We start from the raw sequence: 21,491 nt of genomic DNA, 5'->3' as shown, positions 1-21,491 counted from the left end.
CGCTGCGCTCGGCGGTCAGTGCCAACTACGACTTCCTAATATTGAATTCTTTTGCTGATGCTTATTGAGGCAAGAATTGAGTACCAATACTTTCACCAGCGAATAACTGTGCTAATTTTTCTGGGTAACGCCAGGTCGCGACTTCAATTGGACGGCCAAGATCATTGGCGGCCTCCAAAGCGGCTTTAACTTTGACGATCATGCCATCGGTGATCACATGTCCATCGATCAACGAGTTAGCTTGCTGCTCTGACAGGGTTTTGATCAAATGGCCTTTTCCATCTAATACACCACTCACGTCTGATAACAGGACCAACTCTGCATCTAATGCGCCCGCAACCGCGACTGCTGCTTGATCAGCATTCACATTCATCATCTGGCCATCTTTGGTTAAACCAATTGAACTGATGATCGGCAGTGCACCTGTGTTTAGCACCGCTTGTAATAGTGCTGAGTCACCCGGTGATGCTTTGCCTACCGCGCCGAGTTCTGGGTCAAGTTCTTCAACAAGACACAAACCACCATCCGCAAGGCTAAGACCCACAGCGTTAAGACCGTCCGCAATCGCTTGACCTTGAAGTAACTTATTCGCAGTGCCTGCGAGCGCGCCTGCAATCACAGGAATTTGATCGTAAGGCGTTACGCGTAAACCGTTTTTCTTTACGGTTTCAAGCTGAAGCTTTGCCATCAACTCATCAACTAGGTAGCCACCGCCATGAACGATGGCGATTTGTCGCTGTGCCGATTTTTGGTAGGCCGCAATGGCACCAAACAGTTGGCTTAAGGTTTGAGTGCATGATAGAGCTGCACCACCTAGCTTAATGACTAAAGGAGCTTGATTGGTTTGCGTCATCGCATTTCCCTCTTTCAACGACTACAGCAACGCTGTCAGTTCTGGGTAACCGTAATGAATATTGAGACATTGCATCGCTTGACTCGATGCACCTTTAAGTAGGTTGTCGATAGCTGAAATCACAATGATATGTTCGCCTTGTACCTTCCAGCCGATATCGCAGAAAGGGGTATTTTCGACATCTTGAATACGTGGAATACCATCGCCTTTAAGACGCACCGCAGGCTTGCCTTGATAAGCTTGTTCAAACGCCTGTGCCACTTGTGCTTCTGTCACACCTTGCGCAAGCTTCATGGTGATCGTGGCAAGAATGCCGCGTTTAAAGTTGCCGAGGTGCGGAGTAAAAATCACATCGCAACCCAAGTGCTGAGCAATCTCTGGTTGGTGACGATGGTTAAATACACCATAAGGTTGCAAGCTCACTTCACAGAAGCTGTTAACCATGGAGGCTTTACGCCCTGCACCAGATACACCACTGGTTGCGTTGATCACTGGCCATTGGTTGGTATCGAGCAACGCATGTTCTAATAAAGGTTTGATTGCAAGCTGTGAAGCGGTTGGGTAGCAACCTGCTACTGCAATCAAAGGAGTGGTTTTTATTGATTCTTGGTTCCACTCTGCTAAGCCGTATGCTGCTTTATCTAGCCAGTTGTTATGTTGATGTGCGAAGCCATAAAAAGTGTCGTAAAAGCCTTCACTTTTCACACGGAATGCACCCGATAAATCGAATACCTGACAGCCTGTCTCCAAGAAAGTTGGGGCTAAATCATGGCTGACTTCGTGAGCCGTTGCCAAAAACACCACGTCCGATTCTTGAGCGATTTGCAGTGGATCCGTTAGTGGTAAAACTGGCATATCAATGATGCCCGCTAGCTTACCGTGTAGCTGCGCGATGCTCTTTCCCGCATCAACACTGTTGGCGGAAACGTATAAACCTGATAGCGTGAGTTGTGGGTGTTTATTAACCATTAACGCTAACTCTGCGCCGGTGTAACCGCTGGCTCCAATAATCGTGGTTTTTAGCATTGTGTGACATCCATATACTTAAAGGCTCAAATGACTATTCATATTTAATTTTTGCTTTATTTTGATTTTTTATTCATTAAATATGATTTAATATGTTTTTACATTTTTGTGGTCTGTCTGTCAACAGGAGATTTGAAGAATCCATGCAATTACCAACTTTTCTAGAGGTCTATGAAGGACTCATCAGCACCTCTTCTATCAGCTCCACGGATCCGAGCTGGGATCAGGGCAATGCAAAAGTCATCGAAAAACTCGCATCTTGGTTTAAAGATCTGGGTTTTAGCGTTGAAGTGATCGAAGTCGAGCCAGGCAAGCACAATATGATCGCACGTATGGGTGAGGGTGAAGGTGGCCTTTTACTTGCTGGCCATAGTGATACCGTGCCATTCGATCAAGGGCGATGGAATTTCGATCCGCATAAACTGACGGAAAAAGACAACCGCTTCTACGGTTTAGGCACAGCAGACATGAAAGGCTTTTTCGCCTTTATTTATGAAGCAGTGAAGAAAGTCGATTGGAGCAAGCAGAGCAAACCACTTTACGTATTAGCCACTTGTGACGAAGAGACCACCATGTTGGGCGCGCGACATTTCACAGCAAACGCCCCATTTAAGCCGGATTACTGCATCATTGGTGAACCCACCAGCCTTGTACCAATTCGAGGTCATAAAGGTCATGTGGCAAATGCCATCCGCGTAACAGGCAAGTCCGGTCACTCATCGGACCCAGCGCTTGGTGTTAACGCTATTGAGATCATGCATGAAGTCATGTTCGCCATGATGCAACTGCGTGACAAATTGATTAAAGAATATCACCATCCGGGTTTTGCCATTCCAAGCCCTACCCTAAACCTTGGACACATTCACGGTGGTGACAGCGCTAACCGTATTTGTGGTTGCTGTGAGCTGCATTACGACGTGCGTCCTCTTCCTGGCATTAGCCTTGATGGTTTAGAGAACATGTTGCGCGGAGCATTAAAAGAAGTCGAAGCGAAATGGCCAGGGAGACTGGAGATTATTCCATTGCATGAGCCTATTCCGGGTTACGAATGCCAACATGACCACCCATTTATCGGTGGTGTTGAAGAGATCTGCCAAACCAGTTCAGAAACCGTGAACTATTGTACTGAAGCACCATTTCTACAACAGCTGTGTCCAACCTTGGTGCTCGGCCCTGGGTCAATCGACCAAGCCCATCAACCGGATGAGTTTCTATCCTTCGACTTTATCGACCCCACAATTGATGTGCTTTCAAAGGCAATGGTCAAGTACTGCTGTTAATACGCGTTTAAGCTCAAAAGTCTGTGCAGCTCGATTGAGCTGCATCTTTTTATCTTCACAATTTAGCGCTAGTCTTAACACTTATTTAACTTGTTATTTTGTAATTAATTTTCACTTCTTACTCTATGGCTGCCGTAAATTTGCTCTAAATCAGGAGACAGCGGAATAATTGCAAACTTAGTCTGCTTTATTTGACTATAACTGGTGCTTTTCGCTAGATTGGAGTCTTAACAAGGACAATGGATGTAGTTTTTTTACGAGGCAGGACGACAATGAACGAGAAATACGCCGCACTCAAAAGTAATGTGCGCATGTTAGGCCACTTATTGGGTAACACCATTCGCGATGCCCATGGCGAAGAAATCTTCGAGAAAGTGGAAACCATTCGTAAATTATCCAAATCAGCTCAAGCAGGGAATCAAGCAGACAGGGACAGCTTGATCGAAGAAATCAAACATCTACCTGATGAGCAGCTAACGCCCGTTACTCGCGCGTTTAACCAATTTCTAAACCTCACCAATATCGCTGAGCAATACCACACGATTTCACGCCATTGTGAAGAGCACATTTGTGAACCAGACGCGATTAACTCGCTGTTTTCTAAACTGGTACAAAACGATGTGAGCAAACTGGACACTGCCCAAGCGGTTCGTGATCTAAATATTGAATTGGTATTGACGGCTCACCCAACAGAAATTACGCGCCGTACGATGATCAACAAACTGGTCAAGATAAACGAGTGCTTATCAAAGTTGGAGCTAAGCGATCTTTCTTCTAAAGAGCGCAAAAAAACCGAACGCCGCCTAGAGCAACTGATTGCCCAAGGCTGGCATTCAGACGTGATTCGACAACAACGCCCTACTCCGTTGGATGAAGCAAAGTGGGGCTTTGCGGTCGTTGAAAACTCGCTATGGGAAGCGGTACCGGACTTCCTACGTGAGATGAATGACCGTCTAAAATCTTACCTTGGAGAAGGTTTACCCATTGATGCTCGCCCAGTGCACTTCTCCTCTTGGATGGGCGGTGACCGTGACGGTAACCCGTTTGTTACTCACAACGTTACGCGTGAAGTCTTACTATTGTCTCGTTGGAAAGCTGCCGATCTTTATCTCAATGACATCAACGAGTTGATCAGCGAGCTGTCTATGACAGTTTCAAACGATCAAGTCCGTGAACTTGCTGGCGAAGATCAGCACGAACCATACCGTGCGATCCTGAAGCAATTACGCACTCTGCTCAATGAAACCAAAGATATTCTCGATGCTAAGATCCACGGTCAAAAGCTGGCTGTTAAAGCACCACTGCAAAAAGTCGAGCAACTTTGGGAACCGCTGTATGCCTGCTACCAGTCACTAAACGAATGTGGCATGGGTGTAATAGCCAACGGCTCATTACTGGATACACTACGCCGCGTAAAAGCATTTGGTATCCATCTTGTACGTCTTGATATCCGCCAAGAGAGCACGCGTCACTCAGACGTCTTGTCTGAACTGACTCGCTACTTAGGTATTGGTGATTACGAACAATGGGGTGAGCAAGATAAGATTGCTTTTCTAACTAACGAGCTTGCATCTAAACGTCCGCTTCTCCCTCGTGATTGGGAACCGTCTGAACCCGTCAAAGAGGTTTTGGATACCTGCAAGATTGTTGCAGCACAACCGCGTGAAGCGTTTGGCGCTTACGTTATTTCAATGGCACGTACCGCCTCTGACGTACTAGCCGTTCATCTACTGCTACAAGAAGCTGGTTGCCCTTACCGCATGGATGTGTGTCCTCTGTTCGAAACGCTAGACGATTTGAACAACGCGGAATCGGTCATCAAGCAGCTTATGGGGATTGACCTTTACCGTGGTTTTATCCAAAACCACCAGATGGTCATGATTGGTTACTCTGACTCAGCGAAAGATGCAGGTGTTATGTCTGCTGGTTGGGCTCAGTATCATGCGATGGAATCGTTAGTTAAAGTGGCTGAAGAAGAAGGCGTTGAGCTAACTCTATTCCATGGTCGTGGGGGCACAGTCGGTCGCGGTGGCGCACCTGCGCATGCTGCGCTTTTGTCGCAACCACCAAAAAGCTTGAAAGGCGGTTTACGTGTAACAGAGCAAGGCGAAATGATCCGCTTTAAACTGGGACTCCCAGATGTCGCAGTAAATAGCTTTAACCTATATGCAAGTGCGATTCTGGAAGCCAACTTGTTACCGCCACCGGAGCCAAAACAAGAATGGCGCGACTTGATGGAAGTGCTATCAGAAGTAAGCTGTGAGTCTTACCGAAATGTGGTTCGTGGCGAGCCAGATTTCGTGCCTTACTTCCGCCAAGCAACACCAGAACTCGAACTCGGCAAGTTGCCACTTGGTTCTCGTCCTGCAAAACGCAACCCTAAGGGCGGAGTAGAAAGCTTACGTGCAATCCCGTGGATCTTCTCATGGAGTCAAAACCGTTTGGTACTTCCTGCATGGCTAGGCGCAGGTGAAGCGATTCAATACTCGATCGATAAAGGCCACCAAGCATTGCTCGAAGAGATGTGTCGCGAATGGCCGTTTTTCTCTACTCGTCTCGGCATGCTAGAGATGGTGTACTCGAAGTGTAATATTGATATCTCTCGCTACTACGATGAGCGATTGGTGGATGAGTCGCTCCGTCCACTCGGTGAAAAACTTCGTGCTCAGCTTCAAGAAGACATCAAAGCGGTACTGAATGTAGAGAACAATGAAAACTTGATGCAGCATGACCCTTGGGGACTCGAGTCTATTCGCTTACGCAATATCTACGTTGAGCCATTGAATATGCTACAAGCAGAGCTGCTATACCGCACGCGTCAAACCGAAGAAGCTTCTGCAAACTTGGAAGAAGCGTTGATGGTGACGATTGCTGGTATTGCTGCAGGTATGCGTAACACAGGCTAATCGTTTCATTTTTAATAAAAAGCTGGGCAAATGCTCAGCTTTTTTTTATCACAGGATAATCGCACCAAAACAAAAGCAGTCAAATAAACCACTAGAGACCCAAAAAATACCAAAACAAAAGAATAAAAAACCACAAGTTAACACTATTGATTATTATGTTAGTTTTTTAGGGTAATTTTGTCCTACTATTCCACTTCATGCTTATTATTTATATACTACTTGCCTGCTGAGAGCTCATAAATCCAATCATACCTGCTCCAGCCTTGATGGGACTCCCCATCTCTCTAGGTGATAAACGGCTTTAAGGTGACAGGACCAACATTGTTGGTGCTACTTATACATTAAAAAACTCAAGTGCCAGTAAGAGCGCAGCTGAAAGTATAAGTAGCTTGTTTACAAGTTTATTGACCATTTGGATTGAAGACATGTCATTACCACACGTAATCTTAACTGTTCTTAGCACTCGCGACGCAACCGGTTACGATATCACTAAAGAATTCTCTGCTAGCATCGGTTACTTCTGGAAAGCAAGCCACCAACAGGTGTACCGTGAACTCAACAAAATGGCTGAGAAAGAACTGGTTACTTGCGTATTAGAACCCCAAGAAGGCAAACCAGACCGCAAGGTTTACTCCATTACAGACGCTGGTCGCAGCGCTTTAGGAGAGTGGTTTGATCAACCAACTGCACACCCAACAGTTCGTGATGAGTTTTCAGCGAAATTGATGGCATGTGCCGTTCAACCAGCGGCTCCATTCCGTGACCAACTCGCCGAGCTAGTTGAAGAGTCTCGCAAACTGGTTTCTCACTACAAAGAAATTGAAGCGGCTTACTACGCAACGCCGTCAACTTTAGATAAACAAGCTCGCCTAGAACGTCTAACGCTTCGCCGTAACCTTCTGTTACGTGAAACTTGGATCACTTGGGCAGAAGAAGTTCTAACTGAACTTGAAGTGATTGGTTAAACTCCTTTTGCTTTGATAAAACGAAAAAGGCTTGCCACTTGGCAAGCCTTTTATCTTTTTGAAACCAGATTTACGCACCGACTACTGCGCGAGGACGAACACCCAACGTATGGCATAACGCGTAAGTCATCTCTGCACGGTTTAGTGTGTAGAAGTGAAAGTCCTTAACCCCTTCACGACTCAGTACACGCACCATATCAATAGCTTGGCTAGCTCCTACAAGCTGGCGAGTCACCGGATCATCATCCAAGCCATCGAATTGTTTGCTCATCCATCCTGGTACTTTCACATTGTTCTGTGCCGCAAAGCGAGACGCTTGCTTAAAGTTCGATACAGGCAAAATTCCTGGCACAATCTCTACGTCAATTCCTGCCGCTACACAACGGTCACGGAATCGCAGGTAAGACTCAACGTCAAAAAAGAACTGAGTAATAGCACGGTTTGCACCTGCATCTACCTTACGTTTTAGGTTCAATAAGTCAGACTGTGCGCTTTTAGCTTCAGGGTGAACCTCAGGGAATGCAGCAACGGAGATATCGAAATCGTGGCGTGATTTCAGCAGCTCAACCAAATCCGAGGCATACATATCAGGCGCACCGCCACCTGGAGGAATATCACCACGCAGAGCGACGATATTTTCAATACCATTGTTCCAATAATCATCGGCAATATTAATCAGCTCTTCACGAGTCGCATCAATACAAGTGAGATGGGGAGCAGCAACCAATCCGGTTGTTGCTTTAATTTCTTTAATGATGGAGTGTGTTCTGTCACGCTCGCCGGAGTTCGCACCGTAAGTCACAGAAACAAATTTAGGTTGAAGCGTTTTAAGACGGTGCACTGAATTCCAAAGTGTTTCTTCCATCTTAGCGCTGCTTGGCGGAAAAAACTCAAACGATACATTGATGTTATCTGATAACTCAGCAATATTCTGGTTCAAGGCGTCGATATGGCCTGCGTGCGTATATCCCATCTTACTCTCCCTGCGGCACTCCGCCACGAAAACAAATCCTTAAAATCGACGTTTAGACGTCTATATGTCTACAGAATGTATTGAATACGATTTAATGTCAACCTTGTAATTATGAATTTTTCTCAAGTTAATAATGAAGATAGTTCAAGTTTCTACTTGAGCATCATCTCGCCATTTTGCACGGGTTATGACTTCAGTATGGCACTGATAGGGGAATAAAAAACCCTGGATTAATTCCAGGGTTTTTAGGTCAATCGCAACTTTAAAATAAACCAGCCAATCGGTTGAGATCGGATTGAATAGCGCCGGCTGTCACTTCTCTGCCTGCGCCTGGTCCTCGAATGACCAGAGGGTTATCTTTGTACCACTTGCTCTCTATGGCAAAAATGTTATCGCATGGCAATAAGTTGGCGAGCGCGTGCTCACGAGATAACGCTTCGACTCCCACCGTTGCTTTACCATTTTTTTCTAAACGCGCCACATAGCGAAGCACTTGATCGTTTCTCTGTGCTTTTGTCAGACGCTCTTGAAGTATTTCACTCAACAATGCTCCATTATCGAAGAAATCATCTAAGCTCAGTTCTCTTAATTCTTCTGGCACCAAAGACTCAACTTTAACGCTGTCTGGTTCTATATCTAGGCCCGATTCTCGAGCCAAGATGACTAACTTACGCATTACATCGGAGCCATCTAAATCAGAACGAGGGTCAGGTTCGGTTAACCCTTGCTGCCAAGCAAGATCGACTAAATCATTAAATGGCACAGAACCATCAAACTGTTGGAACAGCCATGATAACGTCCCCGAGAAAATCCCCGATAGAGCGACGATTTCATCCCCACTTTCACGAAGATCTCGCACGGTATGGTTTATCGGTAACCCAGCACCAACCGTTGCGTTGTATAGCCAATGACGACCAATTTTAGCGAATGCATCTTGAACCTGATGGTAGTACTGACTATCTGCGGAACCGGCCACTTTGTTAGCGGAAATCAAATGAATGCCTTGCTGTGCGATTTCTACGTAGCGCTGAGCTAACTCTTTACTCGCGGTAACATCAAGCACGACGGCTTCATCGTAGCTTTTAAGCGCTCCCAAACGTGCCAGCCAATCCCCATTGTTTGCTATGCTTTCATCATCAAATCGTTCAGCAACACTCGCCGCCTCAATACCTTGCTCATCGAACCAATAGGTTTGGCTATCCACAACCGCGACAAGATCAAAGCTCATACCATGACGTTTTTCGAGCTCACTTTTTTGCGTCGCAAATAAATTTAACCAACTAGAACCAATATTACCCTTGCCACATAAAGCCACTGCCACGCGTTTTTGCGCTTGGAACAACTGGCTATGAATCGTTTGAACCAACGCCTCAGTATCAGTACGGCGCAAAACAGCGACTAGGCTCAGCCCTGAGTCTGTTTCAGAGATAAATTCTACCGGAGAGTGCTTTAGCTTCTGATAAAAGCCAAAGCAATGATTGGCGTTTTTCGTAACGCCTGCACCTACCGCAGCTAAGAGCGAGTAACCTTCTTTTAGCTTAATTTCAGCCTCTACCGCAAGCTCTTGCAAGTTTTTCAATGCACCACCGGCGATTTCTGCGGTGTAAGCCAAGCGTAGCGTGTGCTGATCGGATTGAGCTTCAAATGCCAGTGGCTCTAATTGCGCGCGCTGCAACGCTTGTAATACATCACTCTGTGTTTTTTCGAAGTCGTGCCCATGCATGAAAGACAACTGCACCAATAAAACATCATCCAGTGAAGTAATAATTTTAGCGCCACGACCAGATGCCAATACACGCTCAATACGAGTAGAACCCGACTCTGGCAGATAGCTACACTTGAGATTAAGGTCCATGGTACTTTGCGCCACAGGCTGAAGCGTACGACTGTGTAGCACTGGGGCAGCTAAGCGAGCAAGTTCACTGGCTTCATCCAATCGAAGTAACGGTAATAAACAAGCGTCAGACACCAAACGTGGATCGGCACTATAAACACCAGCAACATCACTCCAAATCGTGACAGTACTGACTTCAGCAAGCGCGCCTATGACCGTTGCAGAATAGTCAGAGCCGTTACGACCAAGTAGAATGGTTTCTCCTGCCTCGTTCTGAGCCATAAAGCCAGTAATTACCACACGTTTATGGTTATGCTGCGCGAGGACCTCTTTAATTAAAGGGTATGAACGAGCGCGATCAACCTCTGGTTGAGTTCCCGCTTCTGCACGTAAAAACGCTCGTGCATCTTGTGCAACCGCAGGGATAGAACGTTGAGATAATAACGCGGCCAATAGGCGAGCAGACCATACTTCTCCGTGCCCCAGTACCGCGGCTTTTTGCGCATTAGTGAGTGGTGCAGTCAGCTCCGAGAGAGTACTGAACTCATCATGTAATAAAGCTAACAGCTCTTCTTTTGCTTCACTCTCCAACAAGCTTTCTATTAGCTCAGTTTGGAACTGTCTCAAGCTTTGAAGCGCTTCATGCGCAATTCGGCCATCTTTATTTAACCCTTCCAAAAACTCAATCAAGCGGTTAGTGGTTTTTCCTGCAGCAGAGACGACCACCAGATCATTTTCTGTCGAATACTCCTTGAGAATACCCACAACGCGTAAGTAGCATTCTGGGTTTGCTAAGCTACTGCCACCAAACTTATGCAGCTGACGTTGTACAGTCATTGTTATTGTCTCCTATTACTGGGTAGCTTTAGCGAACGCTTGTTCTAAATCTGTGATGAGGTCTTGTGCATCTTCCAAACCGACAGACAAACGCAATAGTTGATGAGAGACCCCAGCCTCCGCCAGTGCCTCCTCACCCATTGCACGGTGCGTCATGGATGCTGGGTGGCAAATCAAACTTTCTACACCACCTAATGACTCTGCTAATGAAAACAGTTGGAGCTCTTTCACAAACACCTTTAACTGTTCAAACGAACCAGCAAACTCAAAACTCAACATAGAGCCAAAGCCCGTTTGCTGCTTTTTAGCGATGTCATGACCTGGATGTTCCGGCAGGCTTGGATGATAGATAGTTTTAACTAACACTTGTTTCTGTAGGTAAGCCAGTACCTGCTGTGAGCTCTCTTCATGTACTTTCATACGAGCACCAAGCGTACGAATACCTCGCAGTGTCATGTAACTATCGAAAGGTGTGCCCGTTGCACCAATACAATTGCCCCACCATGCAAGCTCTTCTGCATGCGCTTCTGTGTTGGTGATGATTACCCCACCAATTACGTCCGAATGACCGTTGATGTACTTTGTTGTGGAGTGGATAACAAAATCCGCACCTAGCTCTAAAGGTTTTTGGTACACGGGTGTCAAAAAGGTATTGTCCACCGCAACTAACGCGCCGACTTGTTTCGCTTTTTCACAGGTAGCTGCAATATCCACTACGCGAACCAGAGGGTTTGACGGAGTTTCTAGCAAAATGAGTTTTGGTTTTTGTGCCAATGCAGCATCTAAAGCCTGTTCGTCTGATTGATCGACAAACTGAGCCTTAAAATCGCCTTTGCTAGCTCGGGTATTAAAAAGACGATAGGTGCCGCCATAACAATCGTGAGGAGCAATAATGAGATCATCTGGGCCGAGAAAAGCGGAAACCCATAAATTTAATGCCGACGTACCGCAGTTAGTAACAACCGCTCCTTTTCCAGACTCAAGTTCAGATAGCGCACTTTCCAACAGTCCGCGGTTTGGATTACCAGATCGTGTGTAATCATACTTGGGCACTTCACCAAAAGCAGGAAAACCATAGTTAGTGGAAAGATAAATAGGTGGAACGACAGCATGATATTGGCTGTCTGATTCAATACCAGTGCGTACTGCAATGGTCGCAGGTTTGCGAGTGCTCATGGGTGTATCCTTTCACGGGTAATGACTTCTAAATAGGAATGCGCTATATCTAATGAGTAACATAAAGTGATCAACACGCTTCCTTTGCTGTTATGTTCACTTTACTCGTCAAAAAATGAGACGTCAACACTTCTAGACGTCTATATGTCTTTGCTTATGGCGGTAAATGCAGCTAAAATCAGCACCTAAATTATTTTTAACCGATTACATAAATGAAGGTGTGCAATGGCTGACTGGAATGGCGAATACATTAGCCCATATGCAGAGCACGGCAAAAAAAGCGAACAAGTAAAAAAAATTACCGTCTCTATCCCGCTAAAAGTTTTAAAGGTGCTAACTGATGAGCGTACTCGCCGTCAGATCAATAACTTACGCCATGCAACCAATAGCGAATTGCTATGCGAGGCATTTTTGCACGCGTACACAGGTCAGCCACTTCCGACAGATGAAGACCTTCGTAAAGACCGTCCTGATGATATTCCAACAGAAGTAAAAGCGCTGATGACGGAAATGGGCATCGAATTTGAGTCATTCGACGAAGAATAAAAAAGCCTGATAAGAGGTTTCAGGTAATAACTCTTGCCTCGAGCCAAATGAATGACATAAAAAATGGGACGCAATAGCGTCCCATTTTTGTGTATCACATCTGAAAGATATATTACTCTGCCATGTAGTTTTCAGGCATCTCGATACGAGCTACACCTGAATTAACCGCCGCCTGAGCAACCGCTTTTGCAACACGTGGTAGCAAACGTGAATCCATTGGTTTTGGAATAATATAGTCCGCACCAAACTCTAGCTTATCAACACCTGCAGCCTTCAATACGGCTTCAGGTACAGGCTCTTTTGCTAGCTCACGAATCGCCTCAACGGCTGCAAGTTTCATTTCATCATTGATTTCACTTGCACGCACATCAAGAGCACCGCGGAAAATGAATGGGAAACACAATACGTTGTTAACTTGGTTAGGATAATCACTACGGCCAGTACCCATGATCAAGTCATCACGAACTGCGTGAGCAAGTTCCGGCTTGATTTCAGGATCCGGGTTAGAACATGCGAATACGATTGGCTTATCAGCCATCAACTTCAACGCTTCCGCTGGCAACAGGTTTGGACCAGATACACCTAGGAACAGATCTGCACCTTCAATTACGTCTTCTAGTGTGCGCTTATCTGTATTGTTCGCAAATAACTGCTTATATTCATTAAGGTCATCACGACGAGTGTGAATCACACCTTTGCGATCTAGCATGTAGATTTTTTCGCGCATTGCACCGCATTTGATCAGAAGCTCCATACACGCTACGGCGGCAGCGCCAGCGCCAAGACAAACAATTGTTGAATCTTCAAGTTTCTTACCTTGAAGTTCGATTGCATTCAGCATACCCGCTGCCGTTACAATAGCAGTACCATGTTGATCATCGTGGAATACTGGTACATCACAACGCTCAATCAGACGCTTTTCAATCTCAAAACAGTCTGGTGCTTTAATATCTTCAAGGTTGATACCGCCAAAAGTGTCTGCAATGCTCGCAACAGTATCAACAAATTCATCGATCGTGCGGTGCTTAACTTCAATATCAATAGAGTCAAGACCTGCGAAACGCTTAAACAGTAACGCTTTACCTTCCATCACTGGCTTAGATGCAAGTGGACCTAGGTTACCTAGACCTAGAATAGCGGTACCGTTAGAAATAACAGCAACCATGTTCCCTTTTGCAGTGTACTTGTACACGTTATCCGGGTTTTGTGCGATTTCACGCACTGGCTCTGCAACACCAGGGCTGTAAGCAAGGGCAAGATCACCCGCCGTTTCCGCAGGCTTTGTAAGTTCGACAGCAATCTTTCCTGGAGTTGGATAAGCATGGTAATCCAATGCTTTTTGGCGATGTTCTTCTTCTGGAGTGGCTGCTTGGTGGTTGTCTTCAGACATGGACGTTTCTCTTTTTTATTTTTAGGTAAGGGGGCATAAATTCTATCGGATAGAAATCAAACTTCATAGGCAAGATTGCGAGCAATATCCTTAAAAAGCCGATAATAAAAGAGATTAGACCAGATAACGGGGTTAAGCACCTGATTTTCGAGTCAGGTGCTCTTTCTTCTTACTATTATTGGAGTATGCAAACTCAGAAAGTATCGTTACTCTTCGTCCACGTATTGCGCTTGGAGATAATTCTCAATACCAGACATTTCAATCAAGCCAAGTTGCGTCTCTAGCCAATCAACATGTTCTTCTTCATCTTCAAGAATATCTTGGAAGAGATCTCGAGACACATAATCTCGAATGTCTTCAGCGTAGGCAATCGCATCTTTTAAATCTGGAATAGCCGCCATTTCAAGCTTTAAGTCACACTCGAGCATTTCCTTGGTATCTTCACCAATCATCAACTTACCTAAATCTTGTAGGTTCGGTAGGCCTTCAAGGAACAAAATACGCTCAATTAGATGATCGGCATGCTTCATCTCATCGATAGATTCGTGATATTCCTTGTCTGCTAGGTGCTTTAAGCCCCAGTCTTTATACATTCGGGCGTGAAGAAAATACTGATTAATAGCGACGAGCTCGTTACCGAGCACTTTATTGAGATGTTGAATGATGATTGGATCGCCTTTCATGACAAAACCCTCCTCTTTGGCTTCATTTAAATGTAGAAGCAAATGAGAAGGTGTCAAAATGTAAGGCAAATAATTACTGCATACTTACAGCAATTAGCTGGCTTGTTTAAATTCCGTGTAACTAGTTTCCGCTAAAATTTCCTTGGCCTGTCTGATGCACTTACCACATTGGCTGCCCAATGCCGTGCACTTTTTAATTCCTTTAATATCTGTTACGCCTTCATCTATCGCCAACTTCCTAATTTTTTTGTCGGAGACACCATGGCAAAGACAAACGTACATACTCAAAAAACCTATAAAACTAATCTGTGACAAACAATATAAACAAGAATAGTTCTTGTTACCAGTCGCATTATGGTGTCCGCTCAGAATATTTGGTTATAAAGATTTTACCGCTGCAGGAAAAGATCAAAGGGTTAAGAGGGGTGAGTAAAAGCGTTAAGAAACAAAGCCGGTAAAACTCTGTTTTTAAATCGAAAAAGTGACGTCTTTTATTTCAACACTTATAACTAAATGTAATCTAGAAATGAAAAAGGGAAGCCTAAGCTTCCCTTTTCGATGCGCTTTCTTCAAAAAGAAGAACAGTGCAAGATTTCGTTTAATTCGTTATGAATTAGTCGAAGATCTTAGCAACAACACCAGCACCTACTGTACGGCCACCTTCACGGATCGCGAAACGTAGACCTTCGTCCATTGCGATTGGTGCGATTAGCTCTACAGTCATCTGTACGTTGTCGCCTGGCATTACCATTTCTACGCCGTCTGGTAGCTGGATGTCACCAGTTACGTCAGTTGTACGGAAGTAGAACTGTGGACGGTAGCCTTTGAAGAATGGAGTGTGACGACCACCTTCATCTTTAGACAGTACGTATACTTCTGATTCGAACTTAGTGTGTGGAGTGATTGAACCAGGCTTAGCTAGTACTTGACCACGTTCAACTTCGTCACGCTTAGTACCACGTAGAAGTGCACCAACGTTCTCACCTGCACGGCCTTCGTCTAGAAGCTTACGGAACATCTCAACACCAGTACATGTAGTTGTAGTAGTGTCTTTGATACCTACGATAGCAACTTCGTCACCTACAGTTAGGATACCACGCTCGATACGGCCAGTTACTACTGTACCACGACCTTGGATTGAGAATACGTCTTCGATAGGCATTAGGAATGGCTGATCTACCGCACGCTCTGGCTCAGGGATGTAAGTATCTAGAGCTTCTGCTAGTTCAACGATTTTCGCTTCCCACTGCTCTTCGCCGTTTAGTGCGCCTAGTGCAGAACCTTGGATAACTGGTAGGTCATCACCTGGGAAATCGTATTCAGATAGAAGTTCACGAACTTCCATTTCTACTAGTTCTAGTAGCTCTTCATCGTCAACCATGTCACATTTGTTCATGAATACGATGATGTATGGGATACCAACCTGACGGCCTAGTAGGATGTGCTCACGAGTTTGTGGCATTGGGCCATCTGTCGCAGCAACAACTAGGATACCACCGTCCATCTGTGCAGCACCAGTGATCATGTTTTTAACATAGTCAGCGTGTCCTGGACAGTCAACGTGTGCGTAGTGGCGTGATGGAGTGTCGTACTCAACGTGAGAAGTTGCGATTGTGATACCGCGCTCACGCTCTTCTGGAGCGTTATCGATAGATGCGAAGTCTTTAGCTACACCGCCGTAAACTTTAGCAAGAGTAGTACAGATAGCTGCAGTTAGAGTTGTTTTACCGTGGTCAACGTGGCCGATAGTACCAACGTTAACGTGCGGTTTCGTACGTTCAAATTTTTCTTTAGACACGATCGTGTTCCTTCCTAGTTATGATTCGTCGTGATCATTATTGATCGACGACGCGCCAGAAATTGTTATTTTATGCGCCAACGCCCGTTAGCGCAATATTTGGACGCCCTGATCTCGCAAAAAGTCGTAAACTTTTTGCAGTTCAATCGTCAATTAGTAACCACGCTCTGCAATAATTTTATCTGCGAAGTTTTTCGGCACTTCAGCGTACTCGTGAAACTCCATAGAGTAAGACGCACGGCCTTGAGTTGCAGAACGTAGATCAGTTGCGTAACCGAACATTTCGGATAGTGGTACTTGAGCACGGATGATCTTAAGACCAGCCACACCTTCGTCCATGCCTTCAATGATACCGCGACGACGGTTTAGGTCACCAACAACGTCACCCATCCAGTCTTCCGGAGTGGTTACTTCGACATTCATCATAGGTTCTAGAATCACAGGTTGTGCTTCTAGTGCACCTTTCTTGAATGCCATCGAGCCAGCGATCTTAAACGCCATCTCGCTTGAGTCTACATCGTGGTAAGAACCATCAAATAGTGTAGCTTTAATATCTAGTACAGGGTAACCCGCTAGAACACCACTATTCATTTGCTCTTCGATACCTTTCGATACCGAACTGATGTATTCCTTAGGAATCACACCGCCCACGATTTCGTCTACGAATACGAAACCTTCACCAGGCTCAGAAGGCTCAAGTTTGACCCAAACATGACCGTATTGACCACGACCACCTGATTGACGAACAAACTTACCTTCAACTTCCGCTTTACCACGAATGGTTTCACGGTAAGCAACCTGAGGTTTACCAACGTTACAATCAACGCTGAATTCACGCTTCATACGATCAACGATAATGTCTAGGTGAAGTTCACCCATACCTGAGATCAGAGTCTGACCTGATTCGTCGTCCGTTTCCACGCGGAATGATGGATCTTCCGCTGCTAGTTTACCTAGCGCGATAGCCATTTTCTCTTGGTCTGCCTTAGAACGAGGCTCTACAGCAATCTGAATAACTGGTTCAGGGAACTCCATGCGCTCTAGAATCACTTTGTGGTTCTGATCACACAGCGTGTCACCTGTGGTTACGTCTTTCAGACCGATAGCAGCTGCAATATCACCAGCGCGAACTTCTTTCACTTCTTCACGCTTATTCGCATGCATCTGAACGATACGACCGAAACGCTCTTTCTTCTCTTTTACTGAGTTGTAAACAGCGTCACCCGAGTTTACAACACCGGAGTAAACACGCATGAAAGTTAACGTGCCCACGAATGGGTCAGTCGCAATCTTAAACGCTAGCGCAGAGAAAGGTTCGTTGTCGTCAGCATGACGCTCAACTTCATTTTCTCTTTCGTCGACACCTTTAATTGCAGGTACGTCAACTGGCGATGGCAAGAACTCAACTACTGCATCCAGTACCGCTTGAACACCTTTGTTCTTAAACGCACTACCACAAGTAGCCAGTACGATTTCGTTATTTAGTGTGCGAGTACGTAAAGCTTGTTTGAGCTCAGCTTCAGTCAATTCACCTTCTTCAAGGTACTTGTCCATCAGCTCTTCGCTAGCTTCAGCAGCGGATTCAACCATGTGGTTGCGCCACTCTTCAGCAAGTTCAATCATGTCAGCTGGGATGTCTTCGTAAGTAAACGAAGTGCCTTGATCGGCATCATTCCAGTTGATCATTTTCATCTTGATAAGGTCGATGACACCTCTGAACTCATCTTCCGCACCAACGTTCAGCTGGATTGGAACAGGAGTCGCACCAAGACGATTCTTAATTTGGTTCACAACGCGTAGGAAGTCTGCGCCCGCACGGTCCATCTTGTTTACAAATACCAAACGTGGAACGTGGTATTTGTCTGCTTGACGCCATACAGTTTCAGACTGAGGTTCAACACCAGATGAGCCACAGAACACAACCACAGCACCATCAAGTACACGAAGAGAACGCTCTACTTCGATAGTAAAGTCAACGTGTCCAGGGGTATCAATGATGTTTACGCGATGCTCAGGGAACTGTGCTTCCATACCACGCCAGAATGTAGTAGTCGCAGCGGATGTGATAGTGATACCACGCTCCTGCTCCTGCTCCATCCAGTCCATGGTTGCTGCACCATCGTGAACTTCGCCGATTTTGTGAGAAAGGCCAGTGTAGAACAGAATACGCTCAGTTGTGGTTGTTTTTCCTGCATCTACGTGAGCACAGATACCGATATTACGGTAGAGCTCAATAGGAGTTTTACGAGCCACGATTGTATCCTCTTACTAAGGTGTACCTTAGAGTATAGAAAAGTGCTGCGAGAGAACCTCGCAGCACAGAAGGTATTACCAACGGTAATGAGCGAACGCTTTGTTTGCGTCAGCCATGCGGTGAACGTCTTCACGTTTCTTAACCGCAGTACCTTTGTTCTCAGACGCGTCTAGCATTTCAGCAGCTAGGCGTTGAGCCATAGATTTTTCACCACGCTTGCGCGCAGCTTCAACCAACCAACGCATAGCAAGTGCGTTACGGCGAACCGGACGTACTTCTACAGGTACTTGGTAAGTTGAACCACCAACACGGCGAGATTTAACCTCTACCGCTGGGCGAACGTTTTCAAGAGCTTCTTCAAAAATAGCTAAGTGGTCTTTACCAGACTTTTCAGCCATAGCATCTAGTGCAGTGTAAACGATTTTCTCTGCAGTAGATTTTTTACCGTCAACCATTAGGATGTTAACGAATTTTGCCAGCAATTCAGATTTGAATTTTGGATCTGGAAGGATCTTACGCTGACCAATGACGCGACGACGTGGCATGGATTTATCTCCGTTGTCTTCTTCAGGTTTTATCCAAAACTTTTCAGTTTTTTCAAAAAATTAAAAATAATTTAGTGTTTGGCCTTACTTAACGGAATCCATTAAGACTTAGGACGCTTCACACCGTACTTAGAACGACCTTGTTTACGGTCATTTACGCCAGCACAGTCTAGTGCGCCGCGAACAGTGTGGTAACGCACACCTGGAAGGTCTTTAACACGACCACCACGGATTAGAACAACTGAGTGCTCTTGAAGGTTGTGACCTTCACCGCCGATGTACGATGTAACTTCGAAGCCGTTTGTCAGACGTACACGACAAACTTTACGAAGTGCTGAGTTAGGTTTTTTAGGTGTAGTAGTGTAAACACGAGTACATACACCACGTTTTTGTGGGCACGCTTCTAGTGCAGGCACGTTGCTTTTAACAACTTGCTTTGCACGTGGCTTACGTACCAACTGGTTAATAGTTGCCATTAACTAGCTCCTGATTTACTTGAAAGTAAGCTTTGTGAAAAATCTATCCCCAACTGCCAATGCAGTTAGGGACGCAAAATTCTATGCAGCAGTGAGAGGTGTGTCAAGAAATATACGGATCTTTTTTGTTCAATTAGAACAATTCATCCGTAAAGCTTTGTCGACAGCAAATCTTGTTCAATCCCAAGTTAGGGATTTATCCTGATTTGCTGTTAGCTCAACGAAGCCTGAGTAATTCACAATCGTCAGCGATGGACTGATACGATTTGCAATACCGCGAGCTTGAGTATCGCTCTCTAACACAAATACGCTGCGGTTTTTTAGGTGGGAAAATGCTTTATGTTGCGAGTTAGCAGCGTACACTGCATCTTCTATAAGTAAGATGTCATCCTGTTCACTGCATAAGGGCATAGCGTCTTCTAGAGCAGAGACTGTTTTTATGATGTGTAACATAACTTCCTCAAAAAGACAGTAGCTTGCCAGCGTGTCGTAACTTATCTTTGAGCTGTTCTGAGCTTAACGCTTGGGCCTCAATGACTAAATCCGCTTGCGCCAAACCTCGCTGGGTTAACGACTCTGAACACACAAAGACTTGTTCGATGTCGTATAAATCGAAAAGCTTTAACATCGGCGCGTAATCTTTACTCAAAATATTGTTGGGGTCTTGTCCGAGTAGAAGCTGGTATACCCCGTCACCCATGAAAATGACGCTGATATCTTCACAGTAAGCCGACGCGGCTAACAGTGCATCCACACCTTCACGACCAGCTGCACTGCCATGTGGCGCACTACGAAATAGATAAGTTAACTGACTCAAAACTGTACCACTCTGTCTTGGGTTAACATCGCTTCAGCTAGGCTACCTAAGCCTGCTTGTTCAAAACCATCGGCTAGATTGTTCTGAACCAAACCATGTTGATTCGCTTCTTCTTCACTTACAATCCCGCGACGCAAAGCGGCCGCGACACAAGTTTCTAGGCGAACACTATGCTCTTTAGCCAAAGACTGCCACGCCTTATTGAGATCAAATTCATCGTTGGCTGGCACACTCAAGGCAGTACCATTAGTCACACCATCTTGATAAAAGAAGACGCTCACTAGCTGATGGCCTTGCTCTATCACCGCTTTGGCGAACTGATAAGCACTGCGCGCTGACTGGCTGCCATAAACGGGACCATTCACCACTAACGTATAAGTCAGTTTACTCACCTTTCATCATCCTCGGTTTTACGTTGACGAATGTACAAGTAAACGGTGTGTTTTGAAATATTAAGGCGATCCGCGACACGGTTGATGGCATCTTTAATATCGAAGATACCTTTGTCGTACAACTCCATCACGATCTGGCGATTTTTGGTGTTGTTAGACACGGATTTATCCGCATTGATCTCTTCGATGGTGCGTTCAACAGTTTGGTCCACCAGCTCTTCTACGTCACTAGCAAAGTTGACCGAGGAAGCCGCTTCTTTCGCTTCTTGCGTCGGCATGAAAGACTGAAGAACTTGCGAGAAAGGCGCATCCAAGTTGACGTTGATACACAACAAACCAATCACGCGATTTTCGCCATTACGAATGGCGACAGTAATCGACTTCATCAACACGCCACCTTTTGCACGGGTAAAGTACGAACGTGAGAAGTTGCGCTCCGAGCCTTCGATGTCTTTTAGCATCTTAAGCGCTAAATCAGTGATTGGTGAGCCGACTTGGCGCCCCGTGTTTTCACCGTTAGCGATTTTAATTGCAGAGGTATTTAAGTCTTCTAGAGAGTGAAGAACGATTTCACAAAATGGACCTATCAGGCTGGCGATACCATCCACGACCGCCTCATAAGATCTTAAAATGATTTTGTCGTGCTCGGTAAACGGCATCACGTTAACGGATTCCATTTCGAGCAACATCTCCGCGTTTATTGTTTCTGTAGTTGTCATAAGCCTTCGAGCGAAAAATCA

At 45.4% G+C, this 21,491-nt stretch carries 20 protein-coding genes; 4 read left to right on the top strand and 16 right to left on the bottom strand.

Annotated features, from left to right (window positions below; all coding sequences use genetic code 11):
* Positions 1-61: 61 nt before the first annotated feature.
* Complete coding sequence (argB, locus tag J4N43_RS01560) at positions 62-853, bottom strand: acetylglutamate kinase (protein ID WP_005381333.1); 792 nt, start codon at positions 851-853, stop codon at positions 62-64.
* 21 nt (positions 854-874) lie between these two features.
* Positions 875-1,879, bottom strand: a complete 1,005-nt coding sequence (argC, locus tag J4N43_RS01555; RefSeq protein ID WP_053350729.1) for an N-acetyl-gamma-glutamyl-phosphate reductase — start codon at positions 1,877-1,879, stop codon at positions 875-877.
* A gap of 143 nt (positions 1,880-2,022) precedes the next feature.
* Between argC and argE the strand changes: the two genes are divergently transcribed.
* The 3 genes from argE to J4N43_RS01540 all read left to right on the top strand — a co-directional run bounded on the left by argE (position 2,023) and on the right by J4N43_RS01540 (position 7,030).
* On the top strand, positions 2,023-3,159 hold the full coding sequence (gene argE, locus J4N43_RS01550) for an acetylornithine deacetylase (RefSeq protein WP_005381335.1): 1,137 nt from the start codon (positions 2,023-2,025) through the stop codon (positions 3,157-3,159).
* 272 nt (positions 3,160-3,431) lie between these two features.
* Positions 3,432-6,065 (top strand): phosphoenolpyruvate carboxylase, encoded by a 2,634-nt coding sequence (ppc, locus tag J4N43_RS01545; RefSeq protein ID WP_053350728.1) that lies wholly within the window; start codon positions 3,432-3,434, stop codon positions 6,063-6,065.
* A gap of 425 nt (positions 6,066-6,490) precedes the next feature.
* A complete protein-coding gene (locus J4N43_RS01540) occupies positions 6,491-7,030 on the top strand; it encodes a PadR family transcriptional regulator (protein ID WP_005382791.1) in 540 nt (179 codons plus the stop codon).
* A 70-nt stretch (positions 7,031-7,100) separates the two neighbouring features.
* Here the strand turns inward: J4N43_RS01540 and metF are convergent, their stop codons facing one another.
* The 3 genes from metF to J4N43_RS01525 all read right to left on the bottom strand — a co-directional run bounded on the left by metF (position 7,101) and on the right by J4N43_RS01525 (position 11,850).
* Positions 7,101-8,003: a methylenetetrahydrofolate reductase gene (gene metF / locus J4N43_RS01535; RefSeq protein ID WP_005381345.1), complete on the bottom strand. Its 903-nt coding sequence runs from the start codon at positions 8,001-8,003 to the stop codon at positions 7,101-7,103.
* Positions 8,004-8,265: 262 nt separating this feature from the next.
* Positions 8,266-10,674 carry a bifunctional aspartate kinase/homoserine dehydrogenase II gene (locus tag J4N43_RS01530; RefSeq protein ID WP_053350727.1) on the bottom strand — a complete coding sequence of 803 codons (2,409 nt, stop codon included), beginning with the start codon at positions 10,672-10,674 and terminating at the stop codon, positions 8,266-8,268.
* A 15-nt stretch (positions 10,675-10,689) separates the two neighbouring features.
* Positions 10,690-11,850 (bottom strand): O-succinylhomoserine (thiol)-lyase, encoded by a 1,161-nt coding sequence (locus tag J4N43_RS01525; protein WP_053350726.1) that lies wholly within the window; start codon positions 11,848-11,850, stop codon positions 10,690-10,692.
* Positions 11,851-12,075: 225 nt separating this feature from the next.
* Here J4N43_RS01525 and metJ point away from each other — a divergent pair, with 225 nt between their 5' ends.
* Positions 12,076-12,396, top strand: coding sequence for a met regulon transcriptional regulator MetJ (gene metJ, locus J4N43_RS01520; RefSeq protein WP_005381353.1), 321 nt, complete (start codon positions 12,076-12,078; stop codon positions 12,394-12,396).
* Positions 12,397-12,508: 112 nt separating this feature from the next.
* Here metJ and J4N43_RS01515 read toward each other — a convergent pair whose 3' ends face one another.
* From J4N43_RS01515 to J4N43_RS01465, 11 genes are all read right to left on the bottom strand, one after another.
* A complete protein-coding gene (locus tag J4N43_RS01515; protein WP_005381358.1) occupies positions 12,509-13,786 on the bottom strand; it encodes a malic enzyme-like NAD(P)-binding protein in 1,278 nt (425 codons plus the stop codon).
* A gap of 206 nt (positions 13,787-13,992) precedes the next feature.
* Positions 13,993-14,469, bottom strand: a complete 477-nt coding sequence (bfr, locus tag J4N43_RS01510) for a bacterioferritin (RefSeq protein WP_005381359.1) — start codon at positions 14,467-14,469, stop codon at positions 13,993-13,995.
* Between the two features lie 93 nt (positions 14,470-14,562).
* Positions 14,563-14,751: a (2Fe-2S)-binding protein gene (locus J4N43_RS01505; RefSeq protein ID WP_005381360.1), complete on the bottom strand. Its 189-nt coding sequence runs from the start codon at positions 14,749-14,751 to the stop codon at positions 14,563-14,565.
* Between the two features lie 331 nt (positions 14,752-15,082).
* Positions 15,083-16,267 carry an elongation factor Tu gene (tuf, locus tag J4N43_RS01500; RefSeq protein WP_005381361.1) on the bottom strand — a complete coding sequence of 395 codons (1,185 nt, stop codon included), beginning with the start codon at positions 16,265-16,267 and terminating at the stop codon, positions 15,083-15,085.
* Positions 16,268-16,420: 153 nt separating this feature from the next.
* On the bottom strand, positions 16,421-18,520 hold the full coding sequence (gene fusA / locus J4N43_RS01495; RefSeq protein ID WP_005382794.1) for an elongation factor G: 2,100 nt from the start codon (positions 18,518-18,520) through the stop codon (positions 16,421-16,423).
* Between the two features lie 75 nt (positions 18,521-18,595).
* Positions 18,596-19,066, bottom strand: a complete 471-nt coding sequence (rpsG, locus tag J4N43_RS01490; protein ID WP_005382796.1) for a 30S ribosomal protein S7 — start codon at positions 19,064-19,066, stop codon at positions 18,596-18,598.
* Between the two features lie 101 nt (positions 19,067-19,167).
* Positions 19,168-19,542 (bottom strand): 30S ribosomal protein S12, encoded by a 375-nt coding sequence (gene rpsL, locus J4N43_RS01485; protein ID WP_004399892.1) that lies wholly within the window; start codon positions 19,540-19,542, stop codon positions 19,168-19,170.
* Positions 19,543-19,719: 177 nt separating this feature from the next.
* Positions 19,720-19,995 (bottom strand): sulfurtransferase complex subunit TusB, encoded by a 276-nt coding sequence (tusB, locus tag J4N43_RS01480; protein ID WP_053350705.1) that lies wholly within the window; start codon positions 19,993-19,995, stop codon positions 19,720-19,722.
* A gap of 7 nt (positions 19,996-20,002) precedes the next feature.
* The gene (gene tusC / locus J4N43_RS01475) at positions 20,003-20,359 is read right to left on the bottom strand and encodes a sulfurtransferase complex subunit TusC (RefSeq protein ID WP_053350706.1); all 357 of its coding nucleotides are present in this window, start codon (positions 20,357-20,359) and stop codon (positions 20,003-20,005) included.
* The gene (gene tusD / locus J4N43_RS01470; RefSeq protein WP_053350707.1) at positions 20,356-20,751 is read right to left on the bottom strand and encodes a sulfurtransferase complex subunit TusD; all 396 of its coding nucleotides are present in this window, start codon (positions 20,749-20,751) and stop codon (positions 20,356-20,358) included. Before tusD ends, tusC begins: the two co-directional genes overlap by 4 nt.
* Complete coding sequence (locus J4N43_RS01465) at positions 20,748-21,470, bottom strand: helix-turn-helix transcriptional regulator (protein ID WP_005382804.1); 723 nt, start codon at positions 21,468-21,470, stop codon at positions 20,748-20,750. The genes tusD and J4N43_RS01465 overlap by 4 nt, the downstream gene beginning before the upstream one ends.
* Between the last annotated feature and the right edge of the window lie 21 nt (positions 21,471-21,491).

This window comes from Vibrio sp. SCSIO 43009, assembly GCF_023716525.1.
Classification (GTDB): Bacteria; Pseudomonadota; Gammaproteobacteria; order Enterobacterales; family Vibrionaceae; genus Vibrio; species Vibrio alginolyticus.
This window is presented reverse-complemented; position numbering and strand designations above follow the sequence as displayed.

Bases quoted from the DNA above. Each gene is read 5' to 3' on its own strand.
- argB (WP_005381333.1), bottom strand. From the start codon at position 853: ATGACGCAAACCAATCAAGCTCCTTTAGTCATTAAGCTAGGTGGTGCA.
- argC (WP_053350729.1), bottom strand. From the start codon at position 1,879: ATGCTAAAAACCACGATTATTGGAGCCAGCGGTTACACCGGCGCAGAG.
- argE (WP_005381335.1), top strand. From the start codon at position 2,023: ATGCAATTACCAACTTTTCTAGAGGTCTATGAAGGACTCATCAGCACC.
- ppc (WP_053350728.1), top strand. From the start codon at position 3,432: ATGAACGAGAAATACGCCGCACTCAAAAGTAATGTGCGCATGTTAGGC.
- J4N43_RS01540 (WP_005382791.1), top strand. From the start codon at position 6,491: ATGTCATTACCACACGTAATCTTAACTGTTCTTAGCACTCGCGACGCA.
- metF (WP_005381345.1), bottom strand. From the start codon at position 8,003: ATGGGATATACGCACGCAGGCCATATCGACGCCTTGAACCAGAATATT.
- J4N43_RS01530 (WP_053350727.1), bottom strand. From the start codon at position 10,674: ATGACTGTACAACGTCAGCTGCATAAGTTTGGTGGCAGTAGCTTAGCA.
- J4N43_RS01525 (WP_053350726.1), bottom strand. From the start codon at position 11,850: ATGAGCACTCGCAAACCTGCGACCATTGCAGTACGCACTGGTATTGAA.
- metJ (WP_005381353.1), top strand. From the start codon at position 12,076: ATGGCTGACTGGAATGGCGAATACATTAGCCCATATGCAGAGCACGGC.
- J4N43_RS01515 (WP_005381358.1), bottom strand. From the start codon at position 13,786: ATGTCTGAAGACAACCACCAAGCAGCCACTCCAGAAGAAGAACATCGC.
- bfr (WP_005381359.1), bottom strand. From the start codon at position 14,469: ATGAAAGGCGATCCAATCATCATTCAACATCTCAATAAAGTGCTCGGT.
- J4N43_RS01505 (WP_005381360.1), bottom strand. From the start codon at position 14,751: ATGTACGTTTGTCTTTGCCATGGTGTCTCCGACAAAAAAATTAGGAAG.
- rpsG (WP_005382796.1), bottom strand. From the start codon at position 19,066: ATGCCACGTCGTCGCGTCATTGGTCAGCGTAAGATCCTTCCAGATCCA.
- rpsL (WP_004399892.1), bottom strand. From the start codon at position 19,542: ATGGCAACTATTAACCAGTTGGTACGTAAGCCACGTGCAAAGCAAGTT.
- tusB (WP_053350705.1), bottom strand. From the start codon at position 19,995: ATGTTACACATCATAAAAACAGTCTCTGCTCTAGAAGACGCTATGCCC.
- J4N43_RS01465 (WP_005382804.1), bottom strand. From the start codon at position 21,470: ATGACAACTACAGAAACAATAAACGCGGAGATGTTGCTCGAAATGGAA.